The sequence below is a fragment of the Streptomonospora litoralis genome, assembly GCF_004323735.1.
In the GTDB taxonomy this organism is placed as follows: Bacteria; Actinomycetota; Actinomycetes; order Streptosporangiales; family Streptosporangiaceae; genus Streptomonospora; species Streptomonospora litoralis.
In genome coordinates this window covers 1,794,617-1,811,100 of sequence record NZ_CP036455.1, presented here as the reverse complement: position 1 = coordinate 1,811,100, position 16,484 = coordinate 1,794,617, and the positions used below count along the sequence as shown (strand labels likewise).

Genomic DNA, 16,484 nt, shown 5'->3' with positions numbered 1-16,484 from the left:
GTCGTCCTGCCGGCCGGCGCGGCCCGTTCGGCACCGGGCGCCGCGGACGCCCCGGCGGCCGCGGCCTCCTCGGCGTCCTCACGCTCGGCCTCCTCGGCACGCGGCGGCGGGGACCCGACCGTCCGGCGCGCGGGCGCCCGTGCGCCCGCCCGCGCGTCCCGAGCCGACCCGCTGCTTGTTGTAGATGTCGAAGGCGACCGCGGCCAGCAGCACCAGGCCCTTGATCGTCTGCTGCCAGTCCACGCCGAGCCCGATGATGGACATGCCGTTGTTCATCACGCCCATCACCAGTGCGCCCACGATCGCGCCGATGACGGTGCCCACACCGCCCGACGCCGACGCGCCGCCGATGAAGGCCGCCGCGATCGCGTCCAGCTCGAACATCTCGCCCGCACCCGGGGTGGCGGCGTTGAGCCGCGCGGTGAAGACCAGGCCGGCCAGCGCCGAGAGCACACCCATGTTGACGAAGACCCAGAACGTGGTGCGCTTGGTCTTGACCCCGGAGAGCCGGGCGGCCTTCTCACTGCCGCCCACGGCGTAGATGCGCCGCCCCGCGGTGGTCGACTTCATCAGGAAGGAGTAGCCCACGATCAGCGCGAGCAGCAGCAGCCCTACGATCGGGATGCCGTTGTAGTCGGCCAGCGCGTAGGCGAACAGCATCACCACGAGCACCGTCGCCGCCGACTTGGCCGCGGTCATGGCCGCCGAAGCCGTCGGCAGGCCGTAGTGCAGGCTGCGGGAGCGCACCTGCCACTGGACCCACACCAGGGCCGCCGAACCGGCCAAGCCCAGCGCGAGCGTCAGCACGTGCGGCCCCTCGGTGAATCCGGGGATGAACCCGCTGGCCCACATGCGCACCGACGGCGGGAGCGGGCCGATCGAGCGCCCGCCCAGTACGACCAGGGTCAGGCCGCGGAAGATCAGCATCCCGGCGAGGGTGACGATGAACGCCGGGATGCGCACGTAGGCGATCCAGAATCCCTGCCAGGCGCCGATGAGTCCGCCCATGGCCAGCGCCATGGGCACCACCAGCAGCGGCGGCAGCCCCAGGCTGGTCATCAGCACGGTGGAGACCGCGCCGGTGAACGCCACCACCGAGCCCACCGACAGGTCGATGTGCCCGGTGATGATGACCAGCATCATCCCTACGGCCAGGATCAGCACGTAGGAGTTCTGCATGATGATGTTGGTGATGTTGAGCGGCTGCAGCAGCAGGCCGCCGGTGAGGATCTGGAACAGCACGACGATGACCGCCAGCGCGATCACCATGCCGTACTGCCGCGCGTTGTTGCGCACCATGTCGCCCAGGGTGCGCAGGATGGGTGTCGATTGCATGGCCCGTCACGCCTTCGTCGTGGTCATCAGCTTCATCAGGGATTCCTGGTCGGCCCTGTCCCGCGGCACCTCTCCGGTGATGCGCCCTTCGCACATCGCGTAGATGCGGTCGCACATCCCCAGCAGTTCCGGAAGTTCCGAGGAGATCAGCAGGACGCAGGCGCCCTGGGCCGCCAGCCGCTGCACGATCAGGTAGATCTCGTACTTCGCGCCGACGTCGATGCCGCGGGTGGGTTCGTCCAGGATCAGCAGGTCGGGCTCGGCGAACATCCACTTGCCCAGCACGACCTTCTGCTGGTTGCCGCCGCTGAGCTCGCCCGTGGTCTGGAAGACCCCGTTGCTCTTCACCTGCATCCGGGCGTGCATCTCCTCGGCGGCGACCGCCTCGCGGGCCGGGTCGATGACCGTGCGGCTGCTGACCCGGCGCAGACCGGCAAGGGTCAGGTTGCGCCGGATGTCGTCCTCCAGGATCAGCCCGAGTTCCTTGCGGTCCTCGGGTACATAGGCGATGCCGGATGCGATGGCCTCGCCCACGTCCCGCACGCGCAGCGGCGCCCCGTCCTTGTGGACGGAGCCCTGCACGTAGCGGCCGTAGGAGCGGCCGAACACGCTCATCGCCAACTCGGTGCGCCCGGCTCCCATCAGCCCGGCCAGCCCGACGATCTCGCCGCGGCGGATCTCCAGCCCGGCACCGTCGACCACCCGGCGGCCCATCTGGGTGGGATGGTCGACCGTCCAGTCGCGCACCTCGAAGCGCACCTCGCCGACGTCGGCGGAGCGCTCGGGGTAGCGCTCGTCCAGGTCGCGGCCGACCATCCCGCGGATGATCCGCTCCTCCTCCACTCGGCCCGAGGCCGTCGAGAGCGTCTCGATGGTGCGGCCGTCGCGCAGCACCGTCACCGTGTCGGCGACCCGGGTGACCTCGCCGAGCTTGTGCGAGATGAGGATCGAGGTGATGCCCTGCTCCTTGAGCTCCAGCAGCAGTCGGAGCAGGTTGTCGCTCTCGGCCTCGTTGAGCGCCGAGGTGGGCTCGTCCAGGATCAGCAGCCGCACCCGCTTGGACAGGGCCTTGGCGATCTCGACGAGCTGCTGCCTGCCGACGCTCAAGCCGGAGACGGGCAGCGTGGGGTCCTCGTCCAGACCGACGCGGTGCAGCACCTCGCGGGCCATGGCCGCCGTGCGGCCCCAGTCGATGAGGCCGGGGCCGCGCGTCAGCTCGTTGCCGAGATAGATGTTCTCGGCCACCGACAGCTGCGGGACGAGCGCCAACTCCTGGTGGATGATGGCGATCCCGGCCCGCTCGCTGTCGCTGATGCCGCCGAAGGTGCACTCCTCGCCGTCGAGGAGGATGTCGCCGGTGTAGTCGCCATACGGGTAGACGCCGCTGAGGACCTTCATCAGGGTCGACTTGCCGGCGCCGTTCTCCCCCATCAGGGCGTGGATCTCGCCCTGCTCGACCCGCAGGTCGACGTTGTCCAGCGCGACGACGCCGGGGAACTCCTTGCCGATGCCGCGCATGCGCAGCAGCTCGTGGCTCATTTCGGGCACCGCCTCACGACAGCTCGGACTCGCTGTAGTAGCCGCTGTCGATCAGCACCTCCTGGTAGTTGTCCTCGTCGACGGAGACGGGCTCCAGCAGGTAGGCGGGCACCACCTTCTTGCCGTTGTCGTAGCTCTCGGTGTCGTTGACCTCGGGCTTCTCGCCCTTGAGTACCGCGTCGGTCATGTCCACCGCGACCTCGGCGAGCTTGCGGGTGTCCTTGAAGACGGTCTGGGTCTGCTCGCCGGCGATGATCGACTTGACCGATGCCAGCTCGGCGTCCTGGCCGGTGATGACCGGCAGTGGCCGCTCCTCGGTGCCGTAGCCCACGGCCTTGAGCGAGGAGAGGACACCGATGCTGATGCCGTCGTAGGGCGAGAGGACCGCGTCGAGCTGCTCGCTGGAGTAGTGCGAGCTGAGCAGGTTGTCCATGCGCGACTGGGCCTTGGCACCGCTCCAGCGCATGGTGGCGATCCGATCCATCTCGGTCTGGCCGCTGCGGACCTGGAGCTTGCCCTCGTCGATGTAGGGCTGCAGCACCGACATCGCGCCGTCGTAGAAGAAGTAGGCGTTGTTGTCGTCGGGCGAGCCGCCGAACAGCTCGATGGTGAAGGGGCCTTCCTCCTCCTTCAGGTTCAACGTCTTCTCGATGTAGGTGGCCTGCAGCACGCCGACCTGGAAGTTGTCGAAGGTGGCGTAGTAGTCCACGTGCTCGCTGCCGTTGATGAGGCGGTCGTAGGCGATGACGGGGATGTCGCTGTCGGCGGCCATCTGCAGCACGTCGGTGAGCGCCTCGCCGTCGATGGCGGCGATGACCAGCGCGTCCACGCCGCGGGTGATCATGTTCTCGATCTGGGCGACCTGGTCCTCGACCACGTCCTCGGCGTACTGCAGGTCGGTGCCGTAGCCGGCCTCTTTGAACAGTTTGACCATGTTCCGGCCGTCGGCGACCCAGCGGTCGGAGGACTTGGTGGGCATCGCGATGCCGACGGTGCCGTTCTCACCGCCCTGGTTCGCGGCGTCGCCGACGCCGCCGCAGGCGGTGAGCGCCAGCGCCATCACGGCGGCCAGGGCCGCCGCGAGGACGGCCGCGGGGGTGCGCTTCATGATGTGCTCCTCAAGGAAGGGAATGCTCGGATACGGGGACTGAGCGGGGTGCGGGGCGGACGGCTCAGGAGCGCGGGAGGGCGAGCTTGAGAACCGTCCACGAGACCGGCGGCAGGACGGCGCGCAGGCGGCCGCCCTCCAACCGGACGTCGGTGTTCTCGCGCGGCACGACTCGGTCGGGCCGCTCCAGGGTGTTGGCCGCGTAGACGTCGTCGTCGTGCAGCGTCAGGCAGGAGGAGACGCCTTCGGCGCGCAGTCCGCGCAGGTCCGCGTCCAGCGTCACGGGCTCGTCGGTGGCGCGGTTGACGACGAACACCGCGGCCTCGCCCGCCTCTGCGTCGTGCGTGGCGACCGCGTCGACGACGGGCACCGCGCCGTAGCGGGCGGTCTCGCGCACCGGGCTCTCCGGTTCGACGCGCAGCACGGTGCCGGCGGCGTTGGCGGCGGTGAGCGCGAAGGGGTGGAAGGTGGTCTGGCGCCAGGCGGGGCCGCCGGGCTCGGTCATGATCGGCGCGATGACGTTGACGAGCTGGGCGAGGCTGGCCGCGGTCACCCGGTCGCTGTGCCGCAGCAGCGAGATGAGCAGGCTGCCGAAGACCACCGCGTCGGCGACGTGGTACCGGTCCTCGATGACGCGCGGTGCCACCGGCCACTCGGTGGAGGGCTCCCGGGCCTCGAAGCGCATCCGGTACCACACGTTCCACTCGTCGAAAGAGAGCTGGATGCGCTTCTTCGCACCCAGTTTGGCGCGCACGGCGTCGGCGGTGGCGACGACGGACTCGATGAAGGCGTCCATCTCGGCCCCGGAGGCGAGGAAGCTCGCCAGGTCGCCGTCGTGCTCCTCGTAGTAGGAGTGCAGGGAGATGTAGTCGACGTGGTCGTAGGTCTGCTCCAGCACCTCGGCCTCCCACGCGCCGAAGGTGGGCATCTCCGGACCCGAGGAGCCGCAGGCGACCAGCTCCAGGTGGGGGTCGCTCATCCGCATGGCCCGCGCGGTCTCGGCGGCGAGCCGGCCGTACTCGCGGGCGGTCTTGTGGCCGATCTGCCAGGGCCCGTCCATCTCGTTGCCCAGGCACCACATGCGGATGCCGTGCGGCTGCGGGCTGCCGTTGGAGACGCGGCGATCGGACAGCTCGGTGCCGCCCGGATGGTTGGTGTACTCCAGGAGGTCGATCGCCTCTTGCAGGCCGCGGGTACCCAGGTTGACGGCCATCATCGGCTCGATGCCGAGCTTGCGGGTCCAGGCGGCGAACTCGTCCAGGCCGAACCGGTTGGTCTCGGTGGAGTGCCAGGCCAGCTCGCGCCGCACGGGCCGCCGGTCCTTGGGCCCGGTTCCGTCCTCCCAGCGGTAGCCGGAGACGAAGTTGCCTCCGGGATAGCGCACGGTGGTCACACCGAGTTCGCGCACGAGTTCGGCGACATCGGTGCGGAAGCCGTCGGCGTCGGCGGCGGGGTGGTCGGGTTCGTAGATGCCGGTGTAGACGCAGCGGCCCATGTGCTCGACGAAGGAGCCGAAGGTGCGGCGGTGGACGGGCGCGACGCGGAATGCGGGGTCGACGGTCATCGACGCGTGGAGCATGGGCTGCTTCCCCCTGGGTGCGGTGTGCGGAAGGGCGGGCGGGGGCCGCGGGCCGGCCGTTGCGGCCGGACCCGCGGCGCGGTTGCGCGGTCGTCGGGTGCGGCGGTCACTTCAGCCCGGCGTCGGTCACGCCGCGGACCACCTGGCGCTGGAAGAGCAGGAAGACGACGATGAGCGGCAGGGCGCCCAGGACGGAGGCGGCCATCTGCTGGGCGTAGAGGATGCCGTAGGCGCTTTGGACGCTGCCCAGCCCGACCGGCACCGTCATCAGCGCCGGATCGGTGATGGACACGAACGGCCACAGGAAGTTGTTCCAGGCCTGGACGAAGGTGAAGATGCCGACGGCGGCGAGGACGGGCCCCGACATCGGCACGACGACGCTCCACAGCACCCGCAGGTGCCCGGCGCCGTCGAGGCGGGCGGCCTCCTCGTAGTCGCGGGGGATCGCGTCGAAGAACCGCTTCAGGATGAAGATCATGACGGGGGCGACGACCTGCGGCAGGGCGACTCCCCAGTAGGTGTCGACCAGCCCGAGCACGGTCATCTCGTCGAACAGCGGAACGATAAGCGCCTGCGGCGGCACCATGATTCCGGCGATGAACAGCGCGAACAGCCACTTGCGCCCGGGGAACTCGGTCTTGGAGAAGGCGTAGGCCGCCATCACGCAGGTGATCAGGGTCAGACCGGTGACCAGCACCGAGACTATGACGCTGTTCCCCAGCCACTGCATGAGATCGCCGCGCGCGATGACGGTGCGGTAGGCCTCGAAGGTCGGTTCCAGCGGCAGCCAGCGCACGGGCACGGCCGTGGTCTCGGGCTCGGGCTTGATGGAGGTCAGGATCGCCCAGACCAGCGGTAGCAGCCACACTACGGCGACGAAGAGGGCCAGCACGGCGACGGCGACGCCGCCGGGGGTGACCTTGAACCGGCTGCGGGGCTGCGGGGAGGGCGGCGCGGCGAGCGTTCCCGGCCGCTCGGCGGCGTTGAGGGTCGCGGATGTCATACCGTGCCCTCCTTTCGGGAGAACAGCTTGAACTGGAGGACGGAGACGACGATGATCACGGCGAAGAGCAGGTAGGAGATCGCCGATGCGTAGCCGATCCGCAGTCCGGTGAACCCGCTCTCGAAGATGTAGCCGATGATGGGCCGGGCGGCGTAGTTGGGGCCGCCGGTGCCGTTGGTCATCAGGTAGGCCTGGTCGAACAGCTTCAGCGAAGCCACCATCTGCAGCAGCACGATCAGTGTGGTGGTGCGGCCCAGCAGCGGCAGAGTGATCGACCGGAACCGCTGCCAGGGGCCGGCGCCGTCGATGGCGGCGGCCTCGTAGACGTAGGCGGGGATGCCTTGCAGCGCCGCCAGGTACAGCAGGTAGTTGAACCCGACGGTCCACCACACGGTGGTGATGGCGATAGCGGGCAGCACGGTGCCGCCGTCGGTAAGCCAGGACACGCCGGGGATGCCCACCGAGGCCAGCAGCCCGTTGACCATGCCGAATTCGGGTTGGTACATCCACTCCCAGATCAGCGCCACCACCGCCACGGGCATCAGGAACGGCGCGAAGTAGGAGAAGCGCAGGAACCAGCCGATGTGTGCGGTGGCGCGGTGGGTGAGCTGGGCCATGACCAGGGCGATGACCACCAGCGGCGGGGTGGTGATGAGGGTGAACAGCAGCGTCACCCACAGCGACTGCCAAACCGCGGAGTCGCCCAGCATCTCCGCCCAGTTCGCCAATCCCACGAACGAGCTTTCGTCCTGGGCCAAGCTGCGATCGGTGAAGCTCGTCCACAGCCCGGCCAGCAGCGGCCAGACCATGAAGGCCGCGAACAGCGTGGTGAAGGGCAGGACCAGCCAGAGGCCGGTCAGCGAGTCGCGGCGGGCGCGGCGAGCGCCGCTGCCCGCGGCGGGTTTCGGGCCGGTGCGGGACGCCGGCGCGACGGCGGACGCCCCCGCGGTGTCGGCGTGCGGTGTCATATCGAGCTCCTTGGGGGGAGGAGTGGGGGCGGCACGGGCTATACCGGCGCGGGGGTGTCGATGAGTTTCTGTGCGGCGTGCTTGAAGCGGCGCAGCGCGGTCTCGGGCGTCACAGCGCCTGTGTGCACTCCGGTGAACACGGCACTGGCCTGCGCCTGAAGTTGGGCGGCCGAGCCGCTGAACCACGCCTGCGGGTCGAACTGCACGTTCGCGGCGGCCTTGCGGTAGCCCGACTGGGGTTCCAGTGCGGCGTACTCGGGGCTGCGGGTGACGGGCAGGTAGGCCGGAGTGTGGCCGCCTCCGGCCCAGGTGAGGCTGTTCTTGAGCATCCAGGCCGCGTACTCGACCGCGGCGGCGACGGCGTCCTCGTCGGGCTCTCGGCGCACCGGCAGGACGAAGCAGTGGGAGTCGCCCTGCCCGAGTTCGGCACCGAAGATGTCCGGGAAGGCGCGCATGCCGAAGTCCATCCCCGCGTCCTTGAGGGTGGGAAGCTCCCAGTTGCCGGAGATCATCAGCCCGGCGATCCCATTCTGGAAGTTGGCTGGTGTGGCCGCTCCATCGGACGCCTCCGGCGCCAATCCCGACTGCGAGATCCGGCGCAGGAAATCCAAGGCCCGCAGCGCCTTGTCGTCGTCGATTCCGAGTTCACCCTCCAGCTTGAACTCACCGCCGAGCTGGCGGTAGAGCGACCAGAACTGGCGCCAGGCGTGGGTGGTATCCATGACCACGCCGTACTTCCCGGTGGCCTCCTTGACCGCCGCGCACACATCGAGGAACTCCTCCTCGCCGCTGGTGTCGACGAGGTTGCCGTCGGCGTCCAGGACACCGGCCTTCTCGCAGGCGTCCCGGTTGAAATAGGTCACGACCAGGTGCGTGTCCAGGGGGATCGCGTAAAGTTCGCCGCCGATGGTGCATTTGTCCCAGGTGCTGTGCTGGACGGTGTCGCGGGTGATGCCGTGGCGGGCGAGCAGGTCGGTGGGCACCGGGGCGATGAGTGTGTCCACACCCAGGCCGCGCAGGCGCGACACGTGCAGCGTCGCGATGTCGAACGCACGTCCTCCCGCGGCCCCCATCGCGAACTTGGTGTAGTAAGGGTTCCCCCATTGGAACGTGGAGGGCTGGAAGTCGATGCCGGGGTGCTGCTTGCGGTAGGCGTCGTGCATCTCGACCATGCGGGCGCCGTCGCCGCCGGTGAAAAGGTTCCACTGGCGCAGGCGCTGCCGGCCGCTCAGCACGGTGTCCGCCGGGCCGCATCCGGCGAGGGCGGTGCCGGCCGCGGCGAGGCCGCCGGCCAGGAACGCGCGGCGGCCGAGTGCGGGGGCCGGGACCGGTCGGCGGGTGTCTCTGGGGCGCATCGCGACTCCTCTGCTTTCGCTGCGCTGGTGCGGCCATCCCCCGAGACCGCGGGTCGTGGGACGGATCGGTCGTCCGCCTCTGCGGGCCGTCCGGGGAATGGGGCCCCGGCGGCCGTGGCGCGCGCGTCCGCCCCTGCGGGCGGGCCGCGCGTGATCGGTGGTGTACGTGCTGTCGGCGGGTACGGGTGTGCTCGGATACAGGTGTGCTCCGGTCCGGGCGGGCGCCGCGGGAGGAGAGCTCCTCTGCGCTCGTGCCGGGCGGGCGGGTTATGTCGAACGGCTCGTGTCGCGGACGGTGGAGGCGGGGCGCCCCGCGCGGCCGCGGCCGGCGCCCCGCCGCGGCGGTTTCAGACCTGGACGAACTCCACGCCGGCCAAGTCGCAGAAGACCTTCCAGTCGGCGGCGGTGCGGCCCAGGTTCATCACCATGTGGTGGGTGCCTCCGGCGCGCAGCCAGCCGTCCATGCAGTCGCGCACGCCCGAGGCGGGGCGGAACTGGCCGTAGGGCATCTCCAGGGCGGGCAGCACCGGAGAGTCCAGCACCTCGCCTTCGGCCACGACCAGGCGGAAGCGCTCTCCGCCCAGGGCCACCAGGGAGGCCAGCGTCGCGGGTCCGGGCTGGATGCGGAACAGCAGCGTGGGCGGGTCGTCCAGGCCGCCGATGTCCAGCGGCCGCTTGATCAGGCGCACGGGCTCGTCGTCGCGGGCGACCTTCCAGTTGCCCTCCCCCATGTGGCTCATCAGGATGGAGTCGGTGGGGAAGTCCATCGCGTACATCTCGGTGAAGTGGCCGTCGCCGGCGAGCTGGTGGCCCGCGTAGACGACGGAGGCGGCGAGCGCGTCGCCCTCGCCCGCGAACCCGTAGCCGGAGGCCATCAGGCTGGAGGCGGCCGCCATCGGCAGCCGGGTGAACCGGCCGTCCTCGCCGATGGCGTCGAAGTGGGTGGAGTAGGCCCCGCACCCGTGCTCGGTCAGCAGCTGCTCGATGGCCAGTTGCATGCGGGCGTGGTCCTCGCGCTCCTCCTTGGACAGCCGCTCGTCGACGGCGAAGCGCTCGTCCTCTTCGGCGAGCAGCGCACCGACGGCCGACTCGGGCAGCTCGGCCATGGTCCGGTGCAGTGCGCCGGGCGCGATGACCTCGATCTCCGGGCCGAGGCTGCGCATCCAGGCGGCCTCGTCGACCCGCGCGTCGCCCATGCCGTTCATGGCGTAGCCGAAGACGCCGACCTTGAGCCGCTTCCAGGCGGTGACGGCGCGGGCGGCGCGCGCCCAGCGGCCGATTCGCTCGCGGAAGGCGTCGCTCGGCCATTCCTCGGTGACGACGTCGAAGGCCCGGCCCGCGCGCACCATCGCGTTGGCCGTGTCCTGCGCGCCGTGGATGCCCTGGTTGTAGGTCATGTCGGCCATGTCCCACTCCGGGGTGACCACCGGGTCGGGCTGGATATTGGCCAGGCACAGCGGCAGCCGAGCGTCGTGCAGGACGCGGGTGACGCGCAGCGACGGGCCGTAGGTGAGCATGACGACCAGCACCCCGTCCAGGTCGTCGTTCTCGAAGCCGCGCACGGCCCGCTCGGCGTCGGCGCGACCGCGTACCGGATCGGCGACGACGCAGTCGGCGACGTCGGCCAGGCTCTCGGCGATCCGGCGCGCATAGCCGGCCTGCCGGTCGGTGATGCCCGGGAGCATGTCGTCGTAGAGGGGCTGCATGATGCCGAGGATCCCGATGGTGGGGAGGCGGTCGCTCACGAGTCGTTACCTGCTCTCTGGCCGTAGACGTTCTGATAGCGGTCGTAGAGGGCGTCGATGTGCTCCTGGGCCAGCCGCTCGACCGGGCCGTGCTCGCGTGCCAGGTGCACGGTCCGGGCGACGTCCTCGCACATCACGGCGGCCTTGACGGCGGACTTGGCGTCCTTGCCGACGGTGAAGACGCCGTGGTTGGCCATCAGCACCGCCGGCGAGCGGTGGCCGTCGAGCGTCGCGACGATGCCGCGGCCGATGTCGTCGCCGCCGATCAGGGCGAACGGCCCCACTGGGATGTCGGCGCCGAACTCGTCGGCCATCGCGGTGATGGCGCACGGGATCGGCTCGCCGCGGGCGGCCCAGGCGGTGGCGTAGGTGCTGTGAGTGTGCACCACCGCGCCGACCTCGGGCATGTGCCGGTAGACGTAGGCATGGGCGTCGGTGTCGCTGGAGGGGGTGCCGCCGGACTCGACGGGTCGGCCGTCCAAATCGCAGGCGACCATGGAGGAGGGGGTCAAGTCCTCGTAGGTGACACCGCTGGGCTTGATGACGACGAGGTCGGTGCCGGGCACGCGCGCCGAGATGTTGCCGCTGGTCCAGGTGACGAGGTTCCAGCGGACCAGCTCGGCGTGCAACGCGCACACCTCGGCTCGGGTGCGTTCCAGGGCGGCGGAATGCGTGGTCGGTGCTGTCATGGCGTCCTTCACGGTTCTCAGTCGGCCAAGCTCTGGTTGCGGATGGTGCGCAGGCGGTGCAGCGCGTCGCTGCCGCCGCGGCCGAAGTGGTCGTGCAGCTCGGTGTAGACGGCGTAGAGGTCGTCGTAGGAGGCGGCGCGGTCGGGGTCGGGCCGTACGGCGTCGCGGGTGGCTCCGCCCATCGCGGCCGAGGCGGCGCGGATGTCGGCGTAGGCGCCGGCGGCCACCGCGGCGTGGATGGCCGAGCCCAGGGCAGGGCCCTGCTCGGAGTCGGCGACGTGCAGCGGCCGATTCAGGACATCGGCGTAGATCTGCAGTACGAAGGCGTTGCGCTTGAGCCCGCCGGCCACGGTGAACTCCTCGACGGGCACCCCGGATGCGGCAAAGGCGTCCAGGATGGTGCGGGTGCCGAAGGCGGTCGACTCCACCAGTGCGCGGTAGACCTCCTCCGGGCGGGTGGCCAGCGTCAGCCCGCACAGGACGCCGGAGAGGCCGTGGTCGACCAGCACGGAGCGGTTGCCGCTGTGCCAGTCCAGGGCGACGAGGCCGTGGCCGCCGACGGGCTGGTCGGCGGATTTGCGGGAGAGCAGCTCGTGCACCGAGACGCCCAGTTCGGCGGCCTCGCGCTGGTACTCGGCGGGCGCGTGGGTCTCGGCGAACCAGCCGAAGATGTCGCCCACACCGCTCTGGCCGGCCTCATAGCCCCACATGCCGGGTGCGATGCCGTCCCGCACCGCGCCGCACATGCCGGGGACCTCGGCGAAGGCCGCCGCGTTCATCACGTGGCAGGTGCTGGTTCCCATGACGGCGAGCATCCGGCCCGGTTCGACGGTCTGCGCGGCCGCGGCGGTGACGTGTGCGTCGACGTTGCCCACGGCCACGGCGACGCCTTCGGGCAGGCCGGTCAGCTTCGCGGCGTCCGCGCTGAGCACACCGGCGCGCTCGCCGAGCTGCATCAGGGGGTGGGCGATCTTGTCGTCGGCGAACCCGGCGAAGTCGGGGTGGAGCGCGGCCAGGTAGTCGCGGCTGGGCCAGGCGCCGTCCTGGTGGATGCCCTTGTATCCGGCGGTGCAGACGTTGCGGGTCTCGGTGCCGCACAGCACCCACACGATCCAGTCGGCGGCCTCGATCCAGCGCTCGGTGCGCCGGTACACCTCGGGGTCCTCGCGCAGCACCTGCAGGCCCTTGGCGAACTGCCACTCGGAACTGATCTTGCCGCCGTAGCGGGAGAGCCAGGGTTCGCCGCGCTCGGCGGCCAGCTCGTTGATGTCGTCGGCCTCGCGCTGGGCGGCGTGGTGCTTCCACAGCTTGGGGTAGGCGTGCGGGCGCTCGGCGAACTCCGGCAGTTCGCACAGCGGGGTGCCGTCGGCGGTGGTCGGCAGCACGGTGCAGGCGGTGAAGTCGGTGCCGATGCCGATCACGCGCTCGGCGGGCACGCCCGCGGCGGCCAGCGCCTCGGGGACGGCGTTGCGCAGGACCGCGCGGTAGTCCTCGGGGATCTGCAGCGCGGTGTCAGGGGCCAGGGGGTCGTCCGATCCGGGCAGGCTGCGGGAGACGACGCCGTGTTCGAACTCGTGCACGGCACCGGCCAGTTCGGCGCCGTCGCTGACCCGGACGACGACCGCGCGCCCCGACAGGGTGCCGAAGTCGACTCCGATCACGACGTCGGAAATGTGAGCGCTCACGTTGTTAGCGCTAACGTTCTCGGCCACGTGGGGTTCCTCCAGGGGACGGCGGGCGGACGGGGCGGTCGGCTAGGCGCGGTCGGGGGCGGCGGCGGTGCTCACCCGGGCGACCAGGCGGGCGGGGACGACGCTGCGCGCCTGCGTCATCGGAACGGTGTCGGCGGGCTCCTCAAGCAGGTCGATGAGCAGACCGATACCGCGGCGGCCCACTTCGCTGAAGTCCTGGGCCACCGTGGTCAGCGGCGGGGTGAAGAACTCGGATTCGGGGATGTCGTCGAAGCCGATGACGCTCACGTCGTCGGGCACGCGCACGCCCGCCTCGCCGAGCGCGCGCAGGGCACCCAGCGCCATCTGGTCGTTGGCCACGAAGACGGCGGTGGCACCGGGCTCTTCCGCCAACTGCGCGCCGAGCCGGTGACCCGAGCGAGGCCGCCAGTCGCCGTACAGCGGCTCGGGCACCGGGGCGCCGGCCTCCTCCAGGGCCCGGCGCCAGCCGGCGATGCGGCCCTCGGCCTCCAGCCAGTCGCCGGGGCCGGCGATGTGGTGGACCGTGCGGTGGCCCAGCTCCAGCAGGTGGCGCGTGGCGAGGTAGCCGCCGCCGACCTGGTCGACGCAGACCACCGGCAGGTCGGGGGCCTCGCCCCCCTCGACGGCCACGACCGGCCGCTCGGCGGGCTGCCCGGCCAGGCCCTCGACGACCGCGCGCTTGGGCGCGATCACGATGTAGCCCTCGACCGACTGCTGGGCGAGGTAGTCCATCGCCTCGCTGACGGCCTCGCGGGTCACGGTCTGCAGCGTCACCACGCTGAGGAAGTAGCCGTCGGCGCGGGCCGCGTGCTCGATCCCGGCGAGTGTCTGGGCGGGACCGTAGTGCGTGGTGTCGAAGGCGACGACACCGATCACCCCGGTCCGCCGGGTGACCAGCGCCCGGGCCGAGGAGTTGCGGCGGTACCCCAGCTCCTCGATCGCGGCCTGCACGCGCTCCTGGGTCTCGGAACGGACGTTGGGGTGCCCGTTGAGCACGCGCGAGACTGTCTGGTGGGAGACCCCGGCCAGCCGAGCCACGTCGGCCATGACCGGACTTCGCCCGACGGGTACCGACATGCGTGCTCCACTTCCTGGGTGTCCGGGTGCTCGACGGTCCGAGCCCACCGGGCGGTGACGGTGTTGCGGTCGGCCACGCTCGACGGCGATTCCGCCGCCGCGTGACGTGAGCAACATTGTTAGCGCTAACATGCGGAGGCGTCAAGAGGTGGGCGTAAGCCGGGTCACTCCGGAGCCCTACAGGGGACCACCACGCACTGCGGAGCGGGGCGGTGACGGCGGCCCGACGCCATGGGCACCGAGCGATCTCACCTGCACCCGGCACGCGGCTCGGGCGGCGCTCAAGACGGCGCGCTCCACCCGGCCACAGCAGCGCACGGCTTCCAGTACCCCGAACGGGACGACGGGAGCCGGCATCCGCACCGGCCGACGGGAACTCACCCGGGCGGGGCAAACGTTCAGCTTGAACTCAGGTTTCTCAGGATTTTCCCAGCTTTTGATCGGTCCGGGAACGCACGCAGGCCGGGCGACCATCGATCGGCCGCAAGCGGCTCGGTTCACGAGAACGGAAGGACGAGGATGCTCAAGCCGGCGCACGCCATCAACAACTACGGCCACATCGACGAATACGCACCGGACGACATCGCTTCCGGCGCGCACCGCAAGAGCGTGGGCGCCTACTGGGACAGGATGGGCGAGCTCCAGTTCGACTTCCTGGTCGGCAAGGGGCTGACCCCCCAATCGACGCTACTGGACGTGGGCTGCGGGTCGCTGCGCGGCGGGATCCACTTCATCCGCTACCTGGCGCCCGGCAACTACTACGGGATCGACGTCGACCCCGCGCTGGTGAAGGCGGGACTGGAGCACGAGCTTCCCGCCGCCGGTCTGAGCGAACGCCTGCCCCCGGATCATCTGCGCGTGACCACGCGGTTCAACTGCAGCTTCGGGGTGAGGTTCCAGTTCGCGCTCGCGCAGTCGGTGTTCACCCACCTGCCGCTGAACCACATCCGGCTGTGCCTGTACCGGGTGGCCAAGGTCATGCCGCCCGGCGGCCGGTTCTACGCCACCTTCTTCGAGGCCCCCGCCGACGAGCCGTTCGGCAAGCGCCACCCGGAGAAGGACCCCTTCCAGTACCGGCCAAGCGAGCTGGCGTGGGCGGCCAACGTGGCGGGCTGGCGCTTCCGCAATCTCGGGGACTGGGGACACCCCCGCGGACAGCAGATGGCCGAGTACCGCCGCGTTGCCTCCCCCCGCGAAACCGCCCGGCGCGTGCGCACCAAGGCCGAGCGCGCCGCGGCCCGTATCCGGCGCTGACCGCCGGCCTGCGCAAGCGCGCTTCTCCGCCGCCCGGCGCCGTCAGTCCGTCGGCGGCGCCGTGGCGATGACGACGGTGGCGCCCGACTCCTCGTCGGCGGCGGTACGGACCCGCAGGCCGCCGCCGGCGGCGGCCTCCGCGGCCACGGCCGCCTGGCGACCGCTCGTCTCGAAGAACAGGCACCCGCCCGGCGCGAGCCAGTCGCGCGCCGACGCGCTCACCCGGCGCAGCGTCGCCAGCCCGTCCGGGCCGCCGTCGAGCGCCGCTCGCGCCTCGTGGTCGCGGGCCTCGCCGGGCAGCAGGCCGATCTCGCCGGAGGGCACGTAGGGCACGTTCGCCAGCAGCACGTCGACGCGGCCGCGCAGCGTACGCGGCAGCGGCTCGAAGAGGTCGCCCTCGTAGACCCGGCCGGCGAACTCGGCCACGTTGCGCCGGGCGCAGGACACCGCCGCGGGGTCGGCGTCGGCGGCGTACAGTTCGGCGCCGGGGCAGGCGGCGGCGAGCGCCGCGCCCAGGGCGCCGGAGCCGCAGCACACGTCCAGCACGACCGGGCGTGCGGGTGCGAGACCGACGGCACGCCCGACGAGGAACTCCGTGCGCCGACGCGGCACGAAAACGCCCGGATCGACGGCGATGCGCCTCCCCCGGAACACAGCCCAACCGACGACGTGTTCGAGCGGAACCCCGGCGGCGCGCCGCTCGACCATCGCGGCGAGGTCGCGGTCCGCGTGTGCTGCGGAGAGAAGAATCCCGGCCTCGTCCTCGGCGAAGACACAGCCCGCCTTCCGCAACCTGCAGACGGTGTCGGTGAATACGGCGGAGGACGAGGCGGGTACAGGTGCGGACGGATCCGGCATGGCGCCCCTCTGAGGTCTCCGTGGACCACCGCCTCCGCCCAGGCACCACACCGGCGGAGCACCCGCAGCCGGGCGGCGCCCTGTGCGCTTCAACGGGAACCGGGCCCGCCTCCTCGGTCGCCCGCCAGGTTAGCACCCGGACGGTCGCAGCGACCGGGCGGAAAACCTCCCGGTGGATCGCGCCGAATTTCTTCGGGCGGCGCCAGCAAGCGGCGAGGCGGCTCGGCTCCGCTGGACGGCCTTGCCGGTCTACCGGGAAACA

At 71.0% G+C, this 16,484-nt stretch carries 13 protein-coding genes; 1 reads left to right on the top strand and 12 read right to left on the bottom strand.

Going from position 1 to position 16,484, the window contains the following annotated elements; genetic code table 11:
- Positions 1 to 78 precede the first annotated feature (78 nt).
- The 11 genes from mmsB to EKD16_RS07545 form a co-directional block, all read right to left on the bottom strand.
- Positions 79 to 1,335 (bottom strand): multiple monosaccharide ABC transporter permease, encoded by a 1,257-nt coding sequence (gene mmsB / locus EKD16_RS07595; RefSeq protein ID WP_242677284.1) that lies wholly within the window; start codon positions 1,333 to 1,335, stop codon positions 79 to 81.
- Between the two features lie 6 nt (positions 1,336 to 1,341).
- Positions 1,342 to 2,874 (bottom strand): multiple monosaccharide ABC transporter ATP-binding protein, encoded by a 1,533-nt coding sequence (gene mmsA / locus EKD16_RS07590; protein ID WP_207391453.1) that lies wholly within the window; start codon positions 2,872 to 2,874, stop codon positions 1,342 to 1,344.
- Positions 2,875 to 2,887: 13 nt separating this feature from the next.
- Positions 2,888 to 3,982 (bottom strand): multiple monosaccharide ABC transporter substrate-binding protein, encoded by a 1,095-nt coding sequence (gene chvE, locus EKD16_RS07585; RefSeq protein WP_131097737.1) that lies wholly within the window; start codon positions 3,980 to 3,982, stop codon positions 2,888 to 2,890.
- A gap of 64 nt (positions 3,983 to 4,046) precedes the next feature.
- On the bottom strand, positions 4,047 to 5,561 hold the full coding sequence (arfA, locus tag EKD16_RS07580) for an arabinosylfuranosidase ArfA (protein WP_131097736.1): 1,515 nt from the start codon (positions 5,559 to 5,561) through the stop codon (positions 4,047 to 4,049).
- A gap of 106 nt (positions 5,562 to 5,667) precedes the next feature.
- A complete protein-coding gene (locus EKD16_RS07575) occupies positions 5,668 to 6,564 on the bottom strand; it encodes a carbohydrate ABC transporter permease (RefSeq protein ID WP_131097735.1) in 897 nt (298 codons plus the stop codon).
- On the bottom strand, positions 6,561 to 7,532 hold the full coding sequence (locus EKD16_RS07570) for a carbohydrate ABC transporter permease (RefSeq protein ID WP_131097734.1): 972 nt from the start codon (positions 7,530 to 7,532) through the stop codon (positions 6,561 to 6,563). The genes EKD16_RS07575 and EKD16_RS07570 overlap by 4 nt, the downstream gene beginning before the upstream one ends.
- 38 nt (positions 7,533 to 7,570) lie before the next feature.
- A complete protein-coding gene (locus EKD16_RS07565; RefSeq protein WP_131097733.1) occupies positions 7,571 to 8,887 on the bottom strand; it encodes an ABC transporter substrate-binding protein in 1,317 nt (438 codons plus the stop codon).
- A gap of 347 nt (positions 8,888 to 9,234) precedes the next feature.
- Positions 9,235 to 10,593, bottom strand: coding sequence for an L-fucose/L-arabinose isomerase family protein (locus tag EKD16_RS07560; RefSeq protein ID WP_242677400.1), 1,359 nt, complete (start codon positions 10,591 to 10,593; stop codon positions 9,235 to 9,237).
- 35 nt (positions 10,594 to 10,628) lie between these two features.
- Positions 10,629 to 11,321 carry an L-ribulose-5-phosphate 4-epimerase gene (locus EKD16_RS07555; RefSeq protein WP_131097731.1) on the bottom strand — a complete coding sequence of 231 codons (693 nt, stop codon included), beginning with the start codon at positions 11,319 to 11,321 and terminating at the stop codon, positions 10,629 to 10,631.
- Between the two features lie 17 nt (positions 11,322 to 11,338).
- Positions 11,339 to 13,006 (bottom strand): ribulokinase, encoded by a 1,668-nt coding sequence (araB, locus tag EKD16_RS07550; RefSeq protein ID WP_394347318.1) that lies wholly within the window; start codon positions 13,004 to 13,006, stop codon positions 11,339 to 11,341.
- Between the two features lie 69 nt (positions 13,007 to 13,075).
- Complete coding sequence (locus tag EKD16_RS07545; RefSeq protein WP_207391452.1) at positions 13,076 to 14,110, bottom strand: LacI family DNA-binding transcriptional regulator; 1,035 nt, start codon at positions 14,108 to 14,110, stop codon at positions 13,076 to 13,078.
- Between the two features lie 519 nt (positions 14,111 to 14,629).
- Here EKD16_RS07545 and EKD16_RS07540 point away from each other — a divergent pair.
- Entirely contained in the window at positions 14,630 to 15,364 is a 735-nt protein-coding gene (locus EKD16_RS07540; protein ID WP_131097729.1) for a class I SAM-dependent methyltransferase, read from the top strand.
- 42 nt (positions 15,365 to 15,406) lie between these two features.
- Here EKD16_RS07540 and EKD16_RS07535 read toward each other — a convergent pair whose 3' ends face one another.
- Positions 15,407 to 16,222, bottom strand: a complete 816-nt coding sequence (locus EKD16_RS07535; protein WP_131097728.1) for a putative protein N(5)-glutamine methyltransferase — start codon at positions 16,220 to 16,222, stop codon at positions 15,407 to 15,409.
- Positions 16,223 to 16,484: the final 262 nt, after the last annotated feature.